This window comes from Streptomyces sp. IBSBF 3136 (assembly GCF_036815105.1).
Lineage (GTDB): Bacteria > Actinomycetota > Actinomycetes > Streptomycetales > Streptomycetaceae > Streptomyces.
Genome location: NZ_JAJSZC010000025.1, coordinates 1 through 17,354 on the forward strand (window position 1 = coordinate 1; position 17,354 = coordinate 17,354).

Annotated in this window: 20 protein-coding genes; 9 read left to right on the plus strand and 11 right to left on the minus strand. The window is 72.6% G+C overall.

Annotated elements, in window-relative coordinates; genetic code table 11:
- Positions 1–58 precede the first annotated feature (58 nt).
- From ureG to V7E45_RS08150, 3 genes are all read left to right on the plus strand, one after another.
- Positions 59–736 carry an urease accessory protein UreG gene (gene ureG, locus V7E45_RS08140; RefSeq protein ID WP_333773411.1) on the plus strand — a complete coding sequence of 226 codons (678 nt, stop codon included), beginning with the start codon at positions 59–61 and terminating at the stop codon, positions 734–736.
- Entirely contained in the window at positions 733–1,512 is a 780-nt protein-coding gene (locus tag V7E45_RS08145) for an urease accessory protein UreD (RefSeq protein WP_333773412.1), read from the plus strand. The genes ureG and V7E45_RS08145 overlap by 4 nt, the downstream gene beginning before the upstream one ends.
- 114 nt (positions 1,513–1,626) lie before the next feature.
- Positions 1,627–3,222 (plus strand): alpha/beta hydrolase, encoded by a 1,596-nt coding sequence (locus V7E45_RS08150; RefSeq protein WP_333773413.1) that lies wholly within the window; start codon positions 1,627–1,629, stop codon positions 3,220–3,222.
- 50 nt (positions 3,223–3,272) lie between these two features.
- Here V7E45_RS08150 and V7E45_RS08155 read toward each other — a convergent pair whose 3' ends face one another.
- The 3 genes from V7E45_RS08155 to V7E45_RS08165 all read right to left on the minus strand — a co-directional run bounded on the left by V7E45_RS08155 (position 3,273) and on the right by V7E45_RS08165 (position 5,734).
- Complete coding sequence (locus V7E45_RS08155; RefSeq protein ID WP_443055979.1) at positions 3,273–4,292, minus strand: NAD-dependent epimerase/dehydratase family protein; 1,020 nt, start codon at positions 4,290–4,292, stop codon at positions 3,273–3,275.
- 81 nt (positions 4,293–4,373) lie between these two features.
- A complete protein-coding gene (locus V7E45_RS08160; protein ID WP_333773415.1) occupies positions 4,374–5,096 on the minus strand; it encodes a lysophospholipid acyltransferase family protein in 723 nt (240 codons plus the stop codon).
- A gap of 179 nt (positions 5,097–5,275) precedes the next feature.
- Complete coding sequence (locus V7E45_RS08165) at positions 5,276–5,734, minus strand: hypothetical protein (RefSeq protein WP_333773416.1); 459 nt, start codon at positions 5,732–5,734, stop codon at positions 5,276–5,278.
- 420 nt (positions 5,735–6,154) lie between these two features.
- On the opposite strand from V7E45_RS08165, the gene V7E45_RS08170 reads away from it, so the two are divergent.
- The 3 genes from V7E45_RS08170 (at position 6,155) to V7E45_RS08180 (ending at position 8,561) form a co-directional block, all read left to right on the plus strand.
- A complete protein-coding gene (locus V7E45_RS08170; RefSeq protein WP_333773417.1) occupies positions 6,155–7,384 on the plus strand; it encodes a sensor histidine kinase in 1,230 nt (409 codons plus the stop codon).
- Positions 7,381–8,085: a response regulator transcription factor gene (locus V7E45_RS08175; protein ID WP_333773418.1), complete on the plus strand. Its 705-nt coding sequence runs from the start codon at positions 7,381–7,383 to the stop codon at positions 8,083–8,085. Before V7E45_RS08170 ends, V7E45_RS08175 begins: the two co-directional genes overlap by 4 nt.
- 155 nt (positions 8,086–8,240) lie before the next feature.
- Positions 8,241–8,561, plus strand: a complete 321-nt coding sequence (locus V7E45_RS08180; RefSeq protein ID WP_333773419.1) for a zf-HC2 domain-containing protein — start codon at positions 8,241–8,243, stop codon at positions 8,559–8,561.
- A gap of 15 nt (positions 8,562–8,576) precedes the next feature.
- On the opposite strand, the gene V7E45_RS08185 is transcribed toward V7E45_RS08180, so the two are convergent.
- Positions 8,577–9,113 carry a DUF4396 domain-containing protein gene (locus V7E45_RS08185; protein WP_333773420.1) on the minus strand — a complete coding sequence of 179 codons (537 nt, stop codon included), beginning with the start codon at positions 9,111–9,113 and terminating at the stop codon, positions 8,577–8,579.
- A gap of 152 nt (positions 9,114–9,265) precedes the next feature.
- Between V7E45_RS08185 and V7E45_RS08190 the strand changes: the two genes are divergently transcribed.
- From V7E45_RS08190 to V7E45_RS08200, 3 genes are all read left to right on the plus strand, one after another.
- The gene (locus tag V7E45_RS08190; protein ID WP_333773421.1) at positions 9,266–10,453 is read left to right on the plus strand and encodes a hypothetical protein; all 1,188 of its coding nucleotides are present in this window, start codon (positions 9,266–9,268) and stop codon (positions 10,451–10,453) included.
- The gene (locus V7E45_RS08195; RefSeq protein WP_333773422.1) at positions 10,450–10,944 is read left to right on the plus strand and encodes an RDD family protein; all 495 of its coding nucleotides are present in this window, start codon (positions 10,450–10,452) and stop codon (positions 10,942–10,944) included. The genes V7E45_RS08190 and V7E45_RS08195 overlap by 4 nt, the downstream gene beginning before the upstream one ends.
- An 81-nt stretch (positions 10,945–11,025) precedes the next feature.
- Complete coding sequence (locus V7E45_RS08200; protein ID WP_333773423.1) at positions 11,026–11,211, plus strand: DUF305 domain-containing protein; 186 nt, start codon at positions 11,026–11,028, stop codon at positions 11,209–11,211.
- A gap of 74 nt (positions 11,212–11,285) precedes the next feature.
- On the opposite strand, the gene rocD is transcribed toward V7E45_RS08200, so the two are convergent.
- The 7 genes from rocD to V7E45_RS08235 all read right to left on the minus strand — a co-directional run bounded on the left by rocD (position 11,286) and on the right by V7E45_RS08235 (position 17,337).
- Positions 11,286–12,512 carry an ornithine--oxo-acid transaminase gene (rocD, locus tag V7E45_RS08205; protein ID WP_333773424.1) on the minus strand — a complete coding sequence of 409 codons (1,227 nt, stop codon included), beginning with the start codon at positions 12,510–12,512 and terminating at the stop codon, positions 11,286–11,288.
- Entirely contained in the window at positions 12,512–13,321 is an 810-nt protein-coding gene (gene ddaH / locus V7E45_RS08210; RefSeq protein ID WP_333773425.1) for a dimethylargininase, read from the minus strand. Before ddaH ends, rocD begins: the two co-directional genes overlap by 1 nt.
- 154 nt (positions 13,322–13,475) lie before the next feature.
- A complete protein-coding gene (locus V7E45_RS08215; RefSeq protein WP_333773426.1) occupies positions 13,476–13,961 on the minus strand; it encodes an Lrp/AsnC family transcriptional regulator in 486 nt (161 codons plus the stop codon).
- Between the two features lie 37 nt (positions 13,962–13,998).
- Positions 13,999–14,178 (minus strand): hypothetical protein, encoded by a 180-nt coding sequence (locus tag V7E45_RS08220; RefSeq protein ID WP_333773427.1) that lies wholly within the window; start codon positions 14,176–14,178, stop codon positions 13,999–14,001.
- Positions 14,179–14,274: 96 nt separating this feature from the next.
- Positions 14,275–15,225: a cytochrome c oxidase assembly protein gene (locus V7E45_RS08225; protein ID WP_333773428.1), complete on the minus strand. Its 951-nt coding sequence runs from the start codon at positions 15,223–15,225 to the stop codon at positions 14,275–14,277.
- Positions 15,226–15,328: 103 nt separating this feature from the next.
- Positions 15,329–16,354, minus strand: coding sequence for a 6-phosphofructokinase (locus V7E45_RS08230; protein ID WP_333773429.1), 1,026 nt, complete (start codon positions 16,352–16,354; stop codon positions 15,329–15,331).
- Between the two features lie 254 nt (positions 16,355–16,608).
- On the minus strand, positions 16,609–17,337 hold the full coding sequence (locus tag V7E45_RS08235) for a type 1 glutamine amidotransferase (protein ID WP_133920895.1): 729 nt from the start codon (positions 17,335–17,337) through the stop codon (positions 16,609–16,611).
- Positions 17,338–17,354 lie beyond the last annotated feature (17 nt).

The following is a 17,354-nucleotide window of genomic DNA, read 5'->3' on the forward strand; positions in this document are numbered from 1 at the left end:
CCTATGCCCCCACCCCGTGGCCGCCACCACCCGGCCACCCCCCTGATCGGAGCCGCACATGCATCTCGACCACGCTCACCACGGACCCTCCGCCGTCAGTGCCGACGCTCGCCGTCCGGACGGCTCGCGCCGGGCGTTGCGGATCGGGCTCGGTGGGCCCGTCGGGTCCGGGAAGACCGCGACCGTCGCCGCGCTGTGCCGGGCGCTGCGCGACGAGTTGTCCCTGGCCGTCGTCACCAACGACATCTACACCCGCGAGGACGCCGAGTTCCTGCTTCGGGAGGCCGTGCTGCCGCCCGAGCGGATCACGGCCGTGGAGACCGGCGCCTGCCCGCACACCGCGATCCGCGACGACATCTCCGCCAACCTGGAGGCCGTGGAGGACCTGGAGGACGCGGTCGGGCCGCTGGACCTGATCCTCGTCGAGTCCGGTGGCGACAACCTCACCGCCACCTTCTCCAGGGGACTCGTGGACGCGCAGATCTTCGTGATCGACGTCGCCGGCGGTGACGACATCCCGCGCAAGGGCGGTCCCGGGGTCACCACCGCCGACCTGCTGGTCGTCAACAAGACCGACCTCGCGCCGTACGTCGGGTCCGACCTCGCCCGGATGGCCGCGGACGCCAAGGCGCAGCGCGCCGAACTCCCCGTCGTTCTGCAGTCGTTGCGCGGCGGCAGCGGGGTCGCGGACGTCGCCGCGTGGGTCCGGGGGCGGCTGGCCGCGTGGACCGCATGACAGCCGGCGTCACGGCACACGCGCGGATCGTCGCCCGTGCCGACGGACGCGGCGGTACGGCGCTGCCCGTGCTGGACGGCGACGGCCCGCTGGCCCTGCGCCGCACCCGGGGCAGCGGCGACGAGGCCCGGGTGATGGTCGTCGGGGCGATGAGCGGCCCGCTCGGCGGCGACCGGTTCGCGCTGGACGCCCGGGTGGAGGAGTGCGCGCGGCTGCGCGTCGGCTCGGCCGCAGCCACCATCGCGCTGCCGGGCCAGGCCAAGGGCGACGCCCGTTACGACGTACGGCTCGACGTCGCCGACGGGGCGGAACTGTGCTGGCTGCCCGAGCAGTTGATCTCGGCCCGCAACAGCGACCTGCGCGTCACCACCCGGGCGGAGGTGGGTGCCGGGGCACGGCTGGTGCTGCGCGAGGAACAGGTGCTGGGCCGGACCGGGGAGCAGTCCGGACGGCTCGTCAGCCGGCTCACGGTGCGCGTCGCGGGCCGGACCGTGCTGGACCAGCAGCTGTCCTGCGGACCCGGTGCGCCGGGCGGCTGGGACGGTCCGGCCGTGCTCGCGGGACACCGCTCGGTGGGCCAGCTCGTCGTCGTGCGGCCGGAGTTCGCGGATCGGCCGGTCGCCGCCGGGATGCTGGGGGAGTGCGCCGCGCTGGTGCCGCTGCCCGGGCCGGCGGTGCTCGTCAGCGCTGTCGCCCCCGACGCGCTGACGCTGCGCCGGCTGCTGGATGGGGCGCTGACCTCGCTCGATCGGAGTAATGAGCCCCATCGGACGTGATCATCCGTTTATCGGATTGGTAAAGATGGTCCACGACCCCTGTTCTCAGGCACCTCACAGCCGGAAGGATCCCCGGCGGACATCAGAAGCGAAGTAGTAGGGGGAGGGGCCCACTTGAGGGACAACAGACCCAAGAGCCGTCTGCTGGCGCTCGGTTCTGCCGGAGCGCTCGTCACCGCGACTCTGATCGCCGGTGCGGTGTCGGCTCCCGCGGCCAGCGCCGACAGCCGCCACGGCCGTGACCGTGAGGCCCGGGGTGCCGAGATCGCCGCCGCCCGCGCCGCCAAGGCCGGTATCGACTGGCAGGACTGCCCCGCCGACTGGGGGCTGGAGAAGCCCATCCAGTGCGGCTGGGTGAGCGTCCCGATGGACTACGCACACCCGTACGGCAAGCAGATCAAGCTCGCCGTGGACCGCATCGGCAACACCGGGACCGCGAAGGAGCGCCAGGGCGCCCTCGTGTACAACCCGGGCGGCCCCGGCGGCTCCGGTCTGCGCTTCCCGCGCCGGGTCACGACCAAGAACGCCATCTGGGCGAACGTGGCGAAGGCCTACGACTTCGTGGGCTTCGACCCGCGCGGCGTCGGCCACTCGGCACCCATCTCCTGCATCGACCCGCAGGAGTTCGTCAAGGCGCCCAAGGCCGACCCGGTGCCGGACAGCGAGGCGGACAAGAAGGCGCAGCGCAAGCTGGCCCGCGAGTACGCCGAGGGCTGCGGTGAGCGCAGCGGCGCGATGCTGCCGCACATGACGACGCCCAACACCGCCCGCGACCTCGACGTCATCAGGGCCGCGCTGGGCGAGAAGAAGCTCAACTACCTGGGCGTCTCCTACGGCACCTACCTCGGCGCCGTCTACGGCACGCTCTTCCCGGGCCACCTGCGCCGCATGGTCGTGGACAGCGTGGTCGACCCCGCGCGCGAGAACATCTGGTACCAGGCCAACCTGGGCCAGGACATCGCGTTCGAGGGCCGCTGGAAGGACTGGGAGGACTGGGTCGCCGCGAACGACGCCGCCTTCCACCTCGGCACCACCCGCGCCGCGGTCCAGGCCAAGTGGCTCGAACTGCGCGCCACCGCCAAGAAGAACCCCATCGGCGGGGTCGTCGGCCCGGCCGAGCTGATCTCGTTCTTCCAGAGCGCGCCGTACTACGACTCCTCGTGGGTGCCGGTCGCCGGCGTCTTCAGCAAGTACGTCGCCGGGGACACCCAGGCGCTCGTCGACGCCGCCGCCCCTGACCTGTCGGACACCGCGGGCAACGCCGCCTCGGAGAACAGCAACGCCGTCTACACCGCGGTCGAGTGCGCCGACGCCAAGTGGCCCACCAGTTGGCAGAAGTGGGACCGGGACAACACCCGGCTCAACAAGGACTACCCGTTCATGACCTGGGCCAACGCCTGGATGAACCTGCCTTGTGCCACCTGGCCGGCGAAGCAGCAGACCCCGCTCGACGTCAAGACGCACCGCGGCCTGCCGCCGGTGCTGATCGTGCAGTCCACGCGTGACGCGGCCACCCCGTACCAGGGTGCCGTCGAGCTGCACAAGCGCTTCAAGGGCTCCCGCCTGATCACCGAGAAGGACGCGGGCTCCCACGGTGTGACCGGTCTGGTCAACCCGTGCATCAACGACCGGGTGGACGCCTACCTGGTCGGCGGCAAGCTGGACACCTCCGACGTGACCTGCGCGCCGCACGCCACGCCCAAGCCGTAACCGCTCGGGTACGGCGACGAGGGGCGGCCGGGCTCTCCGGCCGCCCCTCGTCATGCGCCCGCCCGCCAGGCGTCCTCGGCCGCGTAGGCGAAGGCGTCGGGAAAGGCCCTGGCCATCAGCGGGAAGCACTCCCGCCAGTCCCGGCCGCCGCGCAGCACGCCGGTCAGCCACTCGACCGTCGCCGGCAGGCTGTCCTCGTACGACACCACGGGCCGGTAGCCCAGTTCCCGCTCGGCGGCGGACATGTCGCAGACGAGCGGCAGCGGCACCGACCACGGGCTCGCGCCCACGGTGCCGCCGGGCGGCGGCCCGTCCACGAGCGTGGTCCGCGTCCGCGCCCCCATGACCGCGTCGACGGCCGCCCCGATGCGGGCCACCGACGGCGCCTCAGGGTCGACGGCGTTGAGCACCCGCGACCCGGGCCGGTCCGCCGCAAGCCGGACCAGCTCGGCGATGTTCAGGGCGCTCGACGGATGGAACCGGCTCTCCCCGCGGTGGGCGAGCACCCGCTCGTGCCGCCCGTCGAGGTTCCGCTTCACGAAGTACAGTTCGCGCGGGAGCGGGCTGTGCGGCCCGTGCACGGCCCCCGCCCGCAACAGGGTTGTCGGCAACGTGTCACCGGCGGTGAGGAGTTCGCGCTCCAAGGCGGCCTTGCGGGTGCTGTAGGTCGCCTCGCCCGGTGCCACCGTCGGCTGGGTCTCCGCCACCGGCACCGGATAGACCGGGAAGCCCCCCGGCTCGTCCTGGGTGTCGAAGCCCCGCCCCTCGCCGTCCTCGTAGACGCTCACGCTGGAGACCACCACCGCCGAGCCGATCCGGCCCGCCAGGGCGGTGAGCTGCCGGGCATGGCCGGCGTCGTACGCGACGACGTCGACCACCAGGTCGCAGCCGTCGCCCACCACGGCCGCCAGCGCCGCGTCGTCCGAGCGGTCCAGCCGGACCGCGCGCACCCCCGCGTCCCACGACCCGTCCCGGCCGCCGCCCCGCGACGCGGCCGTCACCTCCCAGCCGTCCCCGGCCAGCGCGTCCACCACGGGACGGCCGATCTGTCCACTCGCCCCGATCACCACAGCACGTCTCATGGGGCGACCCTAGACAGCCGCGGCGCCCACGACGGAGATCTTCTGCCGAGGGCAGAGTCCGGGCCGGGGTCAGCTGAGCGGCGCTCTCGGGAACCGGCGCTCCTTCTTCTTCTCCGCCGCCTGCTCCGCCTTGGCGACGGCCGCGTACTGGTCGACGTACTCCTGCTCGGACAGCGAGAGGATGGCGTACATGATCTCGTCGGTGACGGCCCGCAGGACGGCCTTCTCGTTCTCCATGCCGTCGTAGCGGGAGAAGTCCAGCGGCTTGCCGAAGCGGATGGCGACGGGTCGGATGTTCGGGATGACCTTGCCGGGCGGCTGCGCCTCGAAGGTGCCGATCATCGCGCAGGGCACCACCGGCACCCCGGCCTTCAGCGCCATCACGGCGACCCCGACCTTGCCCTTGTAGAGCCGTCCGTCGTGGGACCGGGTCCCCTCCGGGTAGATGCCCAGCAGTTCGTCCTTGGCGAGCACGCCGAGCCCCTCGCGGATCGCGGCCTGCCCCGCCTCCTTGCCGGACCGGTCCACCGGGATCTGCCCGGCGCTGCGGAAGAAGAACGCGGTGAGGCGCCCCTTGACGCCCGGCCCGGTGAAGTACTCCGCCTTGGCCAGGAAGGTGATGCGCCGCTTGAGGATCGCCGGCATCAGGAAGTGGTCGGAGAAGGACAGGTGGTTCCCGGCGACGATCGCGGCCCCCGACGCCGGCACGTTCTCCAGCCCCTCGATCCGGGGGCGGAAGACCAGTCTCAGCAGGGGGCCCAGCAGGACGTACTTGAGCAGGTAGTAGAACAAGGAGTCGCTCCTCACTCTGGCGGATCGGCTCGACCGCCACGTTCTCGCACGTCAACCGGCATCTGCTGGGGTGTCAGTGTAAGGGCAGGGGCAGGCGCGGGGAACCGCGTCCGGCCATGCCCGTGCGAGGGGCGGCCGCCCGCCGGGCACCTCTCGGCGGCCCGTCGGCTGTTCGTCGGCTATCCGTCCTGACAGGCCGTCTCCCTGAACTCGGCCAGGGAGACGGTGACCCCGGACTCGTCGCCGTCGGCCGAGACGCGGTCGTAGCGGACCTGTCCGGGGGTGAGCCGGTCCCGGTCGGCCAGGGTGAACGTGACGTCGCCCGAGGACCACGAGTCGTCCTTGGTCCAGCCGTAGAGCGCGTAGGAGGTCCGGGCGGTGAGCGGGCTGTGCCACCTCGTCGCCCGCCAGCCGGGGGACGGGGATTCGAGGGGCCAGGTGGTCAGGCCGGCCGAGAGGTGACGATCGGCGGTCCACGAACGGACCGTCACCGCGCGGTCGGTGTCGTCACTGTCCACGTAGAGGGTCGCGCCGTCGATCCGGTGCCCGCATACCATCATGACGCCGAGCAGCCGGCCGTCGGCGGTCACGGAGACACCGGCGACGGCGTCGACGGGGACCGTGCACCCCGACGTCACGGCCGGCGCGGCGCAGACCGCGACGACCGCGGCGGCGCCCCGCGACAGCCGTCTGACATGCCGTCCTGCATGCCGCAGGGAGAGCCGCTGGGAAAGCCGCTGGGAAAGCCGCTGGAAAAGGCGCTGGAAAAGGCGCTGGAAAAGCCGCTGGGAAAGTCGTGGTGACGGTCGTCGTGAAAGCGTCGCCCGCATGGAAGCCCCCCAACCCCTCGGGGGAACTCGCTTCGTCGGCCCCCGTGTACGAATCGATCCTACGAAGGCCGCGCCCACCACGGCGGGGGGCGCCATCCACCCGTTGCGCCCTCGTTGCGGCCCCGTGTCCGCCGGCCGTGACGGCGGGGACGACGACCCGTCACCCGAAGGGCGCAGGGACGCGGCAGCCGCGCGGCGCGGCGCGGGCGGCGTCCTTACGGTGGTGCCATGGCGGCGATCAGCGGTGGCGGGAACGGGCGGCGGCTGACGAGCGGGATGCGCAACGCGCTGGGGGCGACCGGACTGTTCGTGCTGTCGGTCGTGGCCGCGTCCATAGTCCCGCACGAACACCGGTTCTCGCTGCGCTGGCCCGCCCTGCTGCTCGCCGCGCTCGGCTGCTTCGCGCTGCTGTGGCGCCGCAGGCACCCCTTCGCCGTGGCGGCCGTCGCGGTCGCCTGCGGCATCGGGTTCCAGCTCCTCGGGTTCCGCGAGAGCCCGTTGGTGACCAGCCCCATCATCGTGTCCGTCTACACGGTCGCGGCCCGCACGGACCGGCGGACCGCCTGGACCATGGCCGCGGCCTCGGCCGCCCTGCTCGTCGGGGCGGACGTCCTGCACGCGCCGGACTCCTGGCTCGAGCCGGACAACGCCGCCCTGCTGGCCTGGACCGCCCTGCCGGCGGCGGTGGGGGACGGGGTGCGCTCGCGCCGCGCCTACGTCGCGGCCGTGGAGGAGCGGGCCGAGCACGCCGAGCGGACACGTGAGCAGGAGGCAAGGCAGCGGGTGGCGGCCGAGCGGGTGCGCATCGCGCGCGAGCTGCACGACGTCGTCGCCCACCACATCGCCCTGATCAACGCGCAGGCCGGTGTCGCCGTCCACCTGGGGGAGCGGCGCCCCGGGCAGATACTCGCCGCGCTGACGGACATCCAGGAGGCCAGCCGGTCCGCCCTGGACGAACTGCGGGTCACCGTGGGCCTGTTGCGTCAGTCCGGCGATCCCGAGGCACCGCGCGACCCGATTCCCGGTCTGGCCGAGGTGCCCGCCCTGCTGGCCTCCTTCGAGCGGGCGGGGCTCGCCGTACGGCACACCCGCGACGGTGCGGTGGAGCCCTTGGCGCCGGCGGTGGACCTGGCCGCGTACCGCATCGTGCAGGAGGCCCTGACCAATGTGCGCAAGCACGCGGCGGCCGACCACGCACGGCTGTTCCTGCACTACCGCCCGCAGTGGCTGACCATCACCGTCGAGGACGACGGGCGTGCCGGGCCGCACGAGCCCCGCGCGGGAACCGGGCACGGGCTGATCGGCATGCGTGAGCGGGCGGCCAGCGTGGGCGGACGGCTCACCGCGCGGGCGCGGCCCGAGGGCGGCTTCACCGTGACCGCGGAACTGCCGCTGCGACCCGGCTCGGCGACGGGGGAGCCGGTGGCTGACGGACTGCTTGAGGAGAGACGGGCGTGACGATCCGGGTACTGCTGGCCGACGACCAGGCGCTGCTGCGCGGCACCTTCAGGATGCTGTTCGACTCCGCCGACGACATGGAGACCGTGGGGGAGGCGTCGAACGGCCGGGAGGCCGTGGAACTGGCCGCGGCCGAGCGGCCCGACGTGGTCCTGATGGACATCCGCATGCCGGAGCTGGACGGACTGGACGCCACCCGCCTGATCAGCGAGTCCGACGAGCTCGCGGCGGTGAAGGTGCTCATCCTGACCACGTTCGAGAACGACGAGTACGTCGCCCAGGCGCTGCGGGCGGGCGCGAGCGGCTTCCTCGGCAAGGGAGCGCGGCCCGAGGAGCTGCTCGACGCCGTCCGCACGGTCGCCGCCGGTGAGGCGCTGCTGTCGCCCGGCGCCACCCGGGCGTTGATCACGCGCTTCCTGGCCCAGCCGGAGCCCTGCTCGACCGTGGTGCACGAGCGGCTGGAGTGCCTGACCCCCCGAGAACGGGACGTGACCCGGCTGGTCGCCCTGGGCCAGTCGAACGAAGAGATCGCCGAACGTCTGTTCGTCAGCCCCTTGACCGCGAAGACGCACGTCAACCGGGCCATGACCAAGCTCGCCGCCCGCGACCGGGCTCAGCTCGTGGTCGTCGCGTACCAGTGCGGACTGGTCAGTACGACGACGGAACCCGCGGGCTACTGCGGCCGCAGTACCCAGGACTGACTGCGCCGGGACGACGCGCCGAGGGGGGTTCCTGGGCGAGTCTGGAGGCACGACGCAGGGGACTGGTCCGGGCCGGTATCGCCGGACCCCCCTCGGAGCCCCTCCGGGCGTGTCACAGCGCGCCTCGCGTCGCAGCACGGAGAGGAGTCGCCCCCATGTCCGCTTCCCTCGAGGACTGCCGCGCGTACCGGGACCTGCTGGCCGGACACGCCCTGAAGCTGCTGACCCCGCAGGAGGCCGCCGCCGTGGTCCCGCACCTGGCGGAGTGCCCCGCGTGCCGGGACGAGTACGACTGCCTCGCCGCCGTGGCCGGCCACCTGTCCACGCTGCGCGAGGCCCTGACCGACGACGGCTCCGAGCGGCGGCCGCGCCACCCCTCGCCGCAGCGGTGCCGGCGCAGCGGCTCGGCCCGCAAGGCCCTGGCCGGGTCGCTCACCCTGTCGCAGTGGGTGGACCGCATGGCGTACGTGAGGTGACCGCGGGGCCGCGCGTCAGTGGTAGGCGTGCACCACGGCGTGCCCCTTGCCGCGGCCGATCATCCACCGGTTCACCGGCGTCGTCAGCGCGAAGGCCAGGACCAGGGACACCGCGAGCGAGATCCAGAACAGCGCCTGCGGGAGACCCGCGTCCATGGCGCCCGGGACCCCCACCATCACCGTGTTGTCGATCAGTTCCATCACCGCGATCGACACCGTGTCCGCGGCCAGCGCCACCTTCAGGGCCTGCCGCACGGGGAGCCCGGCGCGCAGGACGCCCCGCATGGTCAGCGCGTAGCCGAAGACGAAGGCCAGGGCGATCGAGACGACGACGGTGCCCGCGTTGCTCAGCCCGGCCGCCGTGCCGACGACCATGCCCAGCACCTCGCCGATGGCGCATCCCGTCAGGCAGTGCAGCGTCGCCTGGGCGGCCGTGCGCCAGGACGCGCCGGGGGAGTGCTGCTGGTGGTGCTCGTGCCGCTCTTGCTGCTCGTGCTCGTGGTGACCATGGCTCGCGTGGCTCTCCTGGTGCCGGTGCTCACTGTGTTCCATCGTCGGCCTCCCCGTGTCGGTGTGGTTCACCAGGTGCCAACGCTATACCCCTAGGGGGTATTCCGAAAGGTGTGCGAGTGGGCCCGGACGAGTGTGGAGATCACCCTCGACGGGTGAGGGCGGCCGGGGGTGCGGTGTGGTCCGATGCCGGTGTGAGCGGCACCGCGGGCGACTCGCCCCTCTCGTCCCCGGCGGGTGGGACGGGCGGGGACGCCCTGGCCCGGCCCCTGGTCACCGGTGTCACACGACTGGTCGTGGGTCTCGCCGACATCGCCTCGCAGACCGTGGCCGCCGCACGCCCCCGCTACCCGCGCCCGGGTCGGCCGGGGCCGCTCGGCGACGCCGTGCTCGGTCTCGCTCTCGAGCTCCAGCGGCGCTCCGCGTCCGCCGTCGCGGACACGGCCGACCGGGCCGGAAACTGGGCGCGCGCCACTACGCGGCTGCTCGTGCCCCCGACCGTGCTGAACGCGGTGGACCGCAGGGTCGCCTACTGGAGCGCGCGGGGAGCGGCGGAACGGGAGCGCGCCCGCAACGAGGCGCGGCCGCTGGCGCGGGCCGTGGTCAGGGCCCTCACGGCGGCGGTCGTCGACGAGATCGACCTGGACGCGGTGACCGACCGGCTGGACGTCGACCGGGTCGCCCGGCGCATCGACCTCGACGCGGTCCTGGCCCGGCTCGACCTGGACGCGGTGCTCGCCCGGATCGATCTGGACGCCCTCCTGGCCCGGGTCGACGTCGACACCCTCCTGTCCCGCGTCGATCTGGACGCGGTGGCGGGCCGACTGGACGTGGACGGAGTGGCCGGGCGTATCGACCTGGACGACCTCCTGTCCCGCGTCGATCTGGACGCGGTGCTCGCCCACGTCGATCTGGACGCGGTCCTGGCCCGGGTCGACGTCGACACCCTCCTGTCCCGCGTCGACCTGGACGCCGTCATCGGCCACATCGACGTCGACGCCCTGATCGATCGCGTCGACGTGGACGCCGTCGTCGACCGTGTCGACCTCGACGCGGTGGCCGACCGGCTGGACGTGGACCGTGTCGCCCGGCGGGTCGACGTCGACGCGGTCCTCGCCCGGGTGGACCTGGTGACGTACGCCGAGCGGGTCCTGGAGGACCTGGACGTCGGGCGGATCGTCCGGGACACCGGGGGCAGCATCACGGCGGAGACGCTGGACACGTTCCGCGAGCAGAACGCCCGTGCCGACCGGTTCGTGGACCGGATCGCCGAACGGCTGCTGCACCGCGGCGGCCCGGACGGCAACGGGGCGGGGCCGGAACCCGCGCCACCGCCCGGGGAGCGGCCCGGTGGCCCGGGCGGCGGAGCGGAGGCGCCATGACCTCGGTGGCGCGTGTCCATGACCCGACGGTCGTCCAGGGGCGGCCGGCCGGGATCGTCTCGCGTGTGATCGCCACGGCGGTCGACGTCCTCGTGGTCCTCGCCGTCGTCGCGGCCTTCGAACTCGGCTGGGCGGCGGTCAGCCATCTGCTCCTCGGCCCGCCGGGCGGCTTTCCCGACCTGGGCCTCGGGGGTGGCGCGATCCTCGGTTCCGCCGTCGCGCTCGTCTACCTGGCGGGCAGTTGGGGCACGGCCGGGCGCACCGTCGGCGACCATCTGATGGGCCTGCGGGTGACCCGCGGGTCGGGGGCGCGGCTCGGACCGGCCGCCGCCGTGCTGCGGGCGCTGCTCTGCCTGGCCTTCCCGCTGGGCCTGTTGTGGATCCCGGTCAGCCGGCGCCGGGCGTCCGTCCAGGACCTCGTGGTGGACAGCGCGGTGGTGCACGACTGGTACGGGCGCTCCCGGCCCTCCGCACACCCTCCGCGTGCCTGAGCGGCCCGAGCGGCCGTCCGGTGCGGGCCGGCCGCTCGGAGTGGGGCAGCCGCTGTACCCCGCGAAGGTCCCGGCGAACTCGTGGGGCGACCGCACCGCTTCCTGCCCCTGAGGGTCGAACACCACCAGGGCGCCGTGGCGATGGCCGCCACCGAGCGCGGCAAGGCCGAGCACGGCACCGCCAAGCGCGCGGCCGCCGACATCGCCGGCGCCCGGAAGGCCGGGAGCGCGGAGATGAGGCGGCTCCTCGGCGCAAGTGCGGGCTGAGGACGGACCGGGGGGGGGGGGGGGGGGTGGGGGGGGGGGGTGGGGGGGGGGCCCGCCCCCCCCCCCCCCCCGTCTCAGTTCCCCTGGGTGAGCACCTTCTCCAGCGCACCCAGCGCGGAGCGCAGCTCCTCGGCCGAGATGGTCAGCGGGGGCGCCAGCCGGATCGTGGAGCCGTGCGTGTCCTTGGCCAGCACACCCTCCCGCATGAGGCGCTCGCTGATCTCCCGGCCGGTGCCGAGGGCCGGGTCGACGTCGACACCCGCCCACAGGCCGCGCGAGCGGAAGCCGGTCACGCCCTTGCCGACCAGCTCGGTGAGGCCGCCGCGCAGCACGAGCCCCAGCTCGGCCGCCCGGCGCTGGAACTCGCCGGTCTCCAGCAGCTCGACCACCGCCGTGCCGACCGCCGCCGCGAGCGGGTTGCCGCCGAAGGTGGAGCCGTGCTCGCCCGGGTGCAGCACTCCGAGCACCTCGCGCCGTGCCACCACCGCCGACACCGGCACGATGCCGCCGCCGAGCGCCTTGCCGAGCAGCAGCACGTCCGGGACGACGTCCTCGTGCTCGACGGCGAGGGTGCGGCCGGTGCGGCCGAGGCCGGACTGGATCTCGTCCGCGATGAACAGACAGCCCTTCCGGCGGGTCAGCTCGCGCACCCCCGCCAGATAGCCCTCGTCCGGGATGATCACCCCGGCCTCGCCCTGGATGGGCTCCAGCAGCACCGCGGCCGTCGTCTCGTCGACCGCCGCCTCCAGCGCGGCCAGGTCGTTGTACGGCACGACCCGGAATCCCGGTGTGAAGGGGCCGAAGCCCGCCCGGGCCTGCTCGTCGGTGGAGAAGCTGACGATGGTCGTCGTACGGCCGTGGAAGTTCTCCGCCGCCACCACGATCGTGGCCCGGTCGGCGGGGACGCCCTTCACGTCGTACGCCCACTTGCGGGCCACCTTGATGCCGCTCTCCACCGCCTCGGCGCCGGTGTTCATCGGCAGCACCATGTCGAGGCCGGTGAGTGCGGCGAGCCGCTCCGCGAAACCGGCGAGCCGGTCGTTGTGGAAGGCCCGCGAGGTCAGCGTCAGCAGGTCCAGCTGGCGGTGTGCGGCCTCGATCAGCGCGGGGTGCCGGTGACCGAAGTTCAGCGCCGAGTAGCCGGCCAGCATGTCCAGGTAGCGGCGGCCCTCGACGTCCTCGACCCAGGAGCCCTCGGCCCGGGCGACGACCACGGGCAGCGGGTGGTAGTTGTGCGCGAGGACCGGCTCCTCCGCCCGGATGAGGTCGTCGGACGTACGCGTGCGCGCGGGTGCGGTCATCAGCGGATCTCCTGGGTGCAGCACTTGATGCCACCGCCGGCCTTGTGGAACTCCGACAGGTCGACGGGGACGGGGACGTAACCGTGGTCGGCCAGGCGCTCCGACAGCGCCTCGGCCTGGGGGGCGATGAACACGTGCCGGCCGTCGGACACGGAGTTCAGACCGAACGCCATCGCGTCGTCGCGGGTGGCGAGCACCGCGTCCGGGAACAGGCGCCTGAGCACCTCACGGCTGCCCGGCGAGAACGCCTCCGGGTAGTAGACGATGTTGTCCTCGTCGAGGACGAACAGGGCCGTGTCCAGGTGGTAGAAGTACGGGTCGACCAGGGTCAGGCCGATCACCGGGTGGCCCAGAAACTCCTGCGCCTCGCGGTGCGCCTCCCGGGTGGTGCGGAACCCGGTGCCGGCCAGCACGTACCGGCCGGTCCACACCAGGTCGCCCTCGCCCTCGGTGACCGACTCGGGGCGGTGCACGGCGTACCCGGCCGCCTTGAACCAGGTGTCGTAGTGCAGCGACTCGGGGCGTCGCTCCGGGGCGTGGAACAGCGAGCCGAAGACCCGGCCGCCGACCACGAGCGCCGCGTTGGCGGCGAAGACCATGTCGGGCAGGCCCGGCACCGGCTCCACCGCGTCCACGGTGTGACCGTGGGCCCGGTAGGTGCGGATCAGCTCCTGCCACTGCTCCCGGGCGAGATCGACGTCGACCGGCCGGTCGGGGTGCATCCAGGGATTGATCGCGTACTGCACGGCGAAGTGTCTGGGTTCGCAGACGAGGAAGCGCCGACTGCGCGGCACACGGCTTTCGGCCACAGAGGGTTCCCTCCGCTTTCCTGTGTGTCACTGAGGGGTGAGACCACGGTAGAAACGGAGGTGTACGCGCGACAAGAAAGGAAAGCTGCGCGCACGCGCAGCATCGCTGCGTACTTCTTTCGTGCAACGCACGACTTCTGCGTTTGCCTGCGGGCTACTCCGGTGCCGGATGGGTGGCGCCCGCTTCCGGGCTTTCCGGGAGAAGGTGGGACAGCACCATCACGCTGATGGTCTTCCGGATGAACGGCTCGACGCGGATCCGCTCCAGCACCTCCTCGAAGTGCTCCACGTCCCGCGCCCGCACGTGGAGCAGCGCGTCCGCGCCCCCGGTGACCGTCATGGCCGCCGTGATCTCCGGATGGTTGCGCACCACCTCCGCCAGCCGCCGGGGCGGGGCCGCGCCCTCGCAGTACACCTCGACGTACGCCTCCGTGCGCCAGCCGAGCGCGGCGGGCCGCACGGTCGCCGTGAACCCGGTGATCACACCGGTCTCGCGCAGCCGGTCCACGCGCCGTTTGACCGCGGTGGACGACAGCCCGATCGTCGCGCCGATCTCGGCGAAACTGCTCCTGGCGTTCGCCATCAGGGCGGTGACGATCTTGCGGTCGAGGTCGTCGAAGGGCACGGTCCTGCTGTTCATGCGGGCACTGTAATCAGCGGCGCCCGGGGACGCGGCGCTAGGGCTGGGTGACGACCATGGTGAGTGTCAGCAGCCCCAGCACCACCCAGCCGAACCACAGCCAGCCGTTGCTGCCGAGGGCGACCGTGTAGGCCGTGACGAGGACCAGCCCGCCGACGGTCATCGCCCCCATCGCCTTGGTGGCGCCATTGGTGGAACCGCTCGTGGAACCGGGCATCGCGACACCCTCCTCATGGTCCGTCGCCCACCATGGTGCCCCGATTCCCGCCCCGGCGGGATACCGCGCGTCCGAACCGCGCCCTGGGGGCGTTGTTCAGCCCTCGCGCGTGCTGAGGGAGGCCAGATAGGCGTTGTACGCCTCCAGCTCCTTGTCGCCGTCCCGGTCGGCGGCCCGGTCCTTGCGCCTGGCCTGCCGCTGTTCCGAGCCGTACCACTGGAACAGGAGGGCGATCAGCACCAGCACGGACGGGATCTCGCTGAACGCCCAGGCGATGCCGCCGGCCGCGTTCTGGTCGGACAGCGCGTCGATGCCGAGCGAGGCCGGCGGGTTCCGGAACGTCGCCACCATCGGCGTCGAGCCCATCATCAGCGCGATGCCGAAGAACGCGTGGAACGGCATGCCCGCGAACAGCTCCAGCATCCGCATCAGATGACCCGGCCGGTGCGGGCCCGGGTCCACGCCGATGATCGGCCAGAAGAACGCCACACCCACGGCGAGGAAGTGCACCATCATCGCGATGTGCCCGGTCCGCGACCCCATCAGGAAGTCGAAGATGGGGGTGAAGTACAGCGCGTACAGGCTCGCGATGAACAGCGGGATCGTGAACGCCGGGTGGGTGACGATCCGCATGTACCGACTGTGCAGCAGCGCCAGCAGCAGTTCGCGCGGACCCCTGCGGCCCTTGCCGGCCACCGGCAGCGCGCGCAGCGCCAGCGTGACCGGCGCGCCCAGCAGGATCAGGATCGGCGACAGCATGCTGATCACCATGTGCTGGACCATGTGCACGCTGAACATGACCATGCCGTAGTCGTTCAGCCTGGTGCACATCATCAACGCGATGGTCAGCACCCCGACGACGTACGACACCGTACGGGCCACGGGCCACGCGTCCCCCCGCCGCCGCAGCCGCAGCACGCCCCAGCCGTACAGGCCGAGCCCGAGCAGACACGCGACGAGGAAGAACGGGTCCGCGGACCACTCGAGCCCCCGCCCCAGCGTGAACGGCGGCAGATCCATGTTCATGCCGTGCCCGCTGTGATCCATCCGGCGGCTCCTGATTCGTGGGGGTTGTGCGATTCTGTCCGCCCCCAGATTAGAACCGCCCCCGGTCACGAACGTGACCGGGGGCGGGTTGTACCGGGGTGAACTACAGCACGCACTCCGCCTCGTCGTACCGCTCGGCGGGCACCGTCTTCAGCGTCTCGACGGCCTCGGCGAGCGGCACCATCACGATGTCGGTCCCCCGCAGGGCGGTCATCATCCCGAACTCGCCCCGGTGCACCGCCTCCACCGCGTGCCACCCGAACCGGGTGGCCAGCACCCGGTCGTAGGCCGTCGGCGTGCCACCGCGCTGCACATGGCCCAGGATCACCGGCCGCGCCTCCTTGCCGAGCCGGTGCTCCAGCTCGACGGAGAGCTGGCGCGCGATCCCCGCGAAGCGCTCGTGACCGTAGATGTCCTTGCCGCCCTCGTCGAACTCCATGGAGCCGCGGCGCGGCTTGGCGCCCTCGGCGGCGACCACGATGGCGAACCGCTTGCCCGCCTCGAACCGGGCGCCGACCCGCTTCGTCAGCTCGTCGATGTCGAAGGGGCGTTCCGGCACGACGATGGCGTGCGCGCCGGCCGCCATGCCGGAGTGCAGCGCGATCCAGCCGGTGTGCCGGCCCATGACCTCGACGATGAGCACGCGCTGGTGCGACTCGGCGGTGGTCTTCAGCCGGTCGAGGGCCTCGGTGGCGACCCCGACGGCCGTGTCGAAACCGAAGGTGACGTCCGTGACAGCGATGTCGTTGTCGATGGTCTTGGGCACGCCCACGATGGGCAGCCCGTTGTCCGACAGCAGCCGGGCCGCCTTCAGCGTGCCCTCCCCGCCGATCGGGATGATCGCGTCGAGGCCGAGCTCCGCGACATGGCCCCGGGCCCGCTCGACACCGTCCCGCAGGTGCTCGGGACGGACCCGCGAGGAGCCGAGGATCGTGCCGCCGCGCGCCAGGATGCCGCCCACGGCATCGAGGTCGAGCTTCGTGTAGTCGCACTCCAGGAGGCCCTTCCAGCCGTCCCGGAAACCGATGACCTCGTCGCCGTGGTCGGCGACGGCACGGTGCACGACGGACCGGATGACGGCGTTCAGGCCGGGGCAGTCGCCGCCGGACGTGAGGACACCAATGCGCATAGCCCGATTTACCTTCTCAACGTGGGCCGGGAAACCGGACCACGGCGTCCGGCGGATTCCCGGCCACCCTACCGGCGGGAGGGGGTGGCTCCGTAGCGGGCGTCCGCCTGCTGGACGCGCCCGCACATGTGAGCGGACGGCCTGTCAGGCGGGCTCCCACGAGCATGCCGGAAGACGCTGACAGCAGCCTGAGACGGCACCCGCCCAGGCTGCTGCACAAAGGTTTCTACGCAGGCTGCCGCACGCAGCGGTACCTACGCAGGCTGCTGCGCGGCCGCGATGCGCTCGTCGCGGAGCGCCTCGTACCACCGGTCGTCGATCGGGGGCAGCGCGTTGACGTCCAGCGCCAGCTTCAGCAGCAGGTCGGCGATCTGCGGGTTGCGGGCGAGTACCGGGCCGTGCATGTACGTACCGAAGACCGTGCCGTTGTACGCGCCCTCCGTGCCGTCCCCGGTGCCGTTGCCCTTGCCGATCTGCACGCGCGCGAACGGGCGGGCCGCGGGACCGAGATGGGTGACGCCCTGGTGGTTCTCGAAGCCGGTCAGCTGGGGCAGGCCGAGCTGCGGGTCGATGTCCCCGAGCACGTCACCGACGCACCGCTCGCCCTCCCCGCGCACCGACACCACGTCGAGCAGGCCGAGGCCCGGCTCACGCTGGCCGAGGTCGTTGATGAACTCGTGGCCGAGGATCTGGTAGCCGGCGCAGACCGAGAACACGATCGCGCCGTTCTGCACCGCCCGCTGCAGATGGCCGTCGCGGCGCAGCCGCTCGGCCGCGAGCCGCTGCGGACGGTCCTCGCCGCCGCCGATCAGGTAGATGTCGCCGGAGGTCGGGATCGGCTGGTCGCTGCGCACGTCGAGCCGTGCCACGTCCAGACCGCGCTGCCGGGCCCGGCGCTCCACGACGAGGGCGTTGCCCTGGTCGCCGTAGGTGCTCAGCAGGTCCGGGTAGATCCACACCAGCCGGAGTTGGTTGTCGCTCATGAGGTGATGGCCCTTTT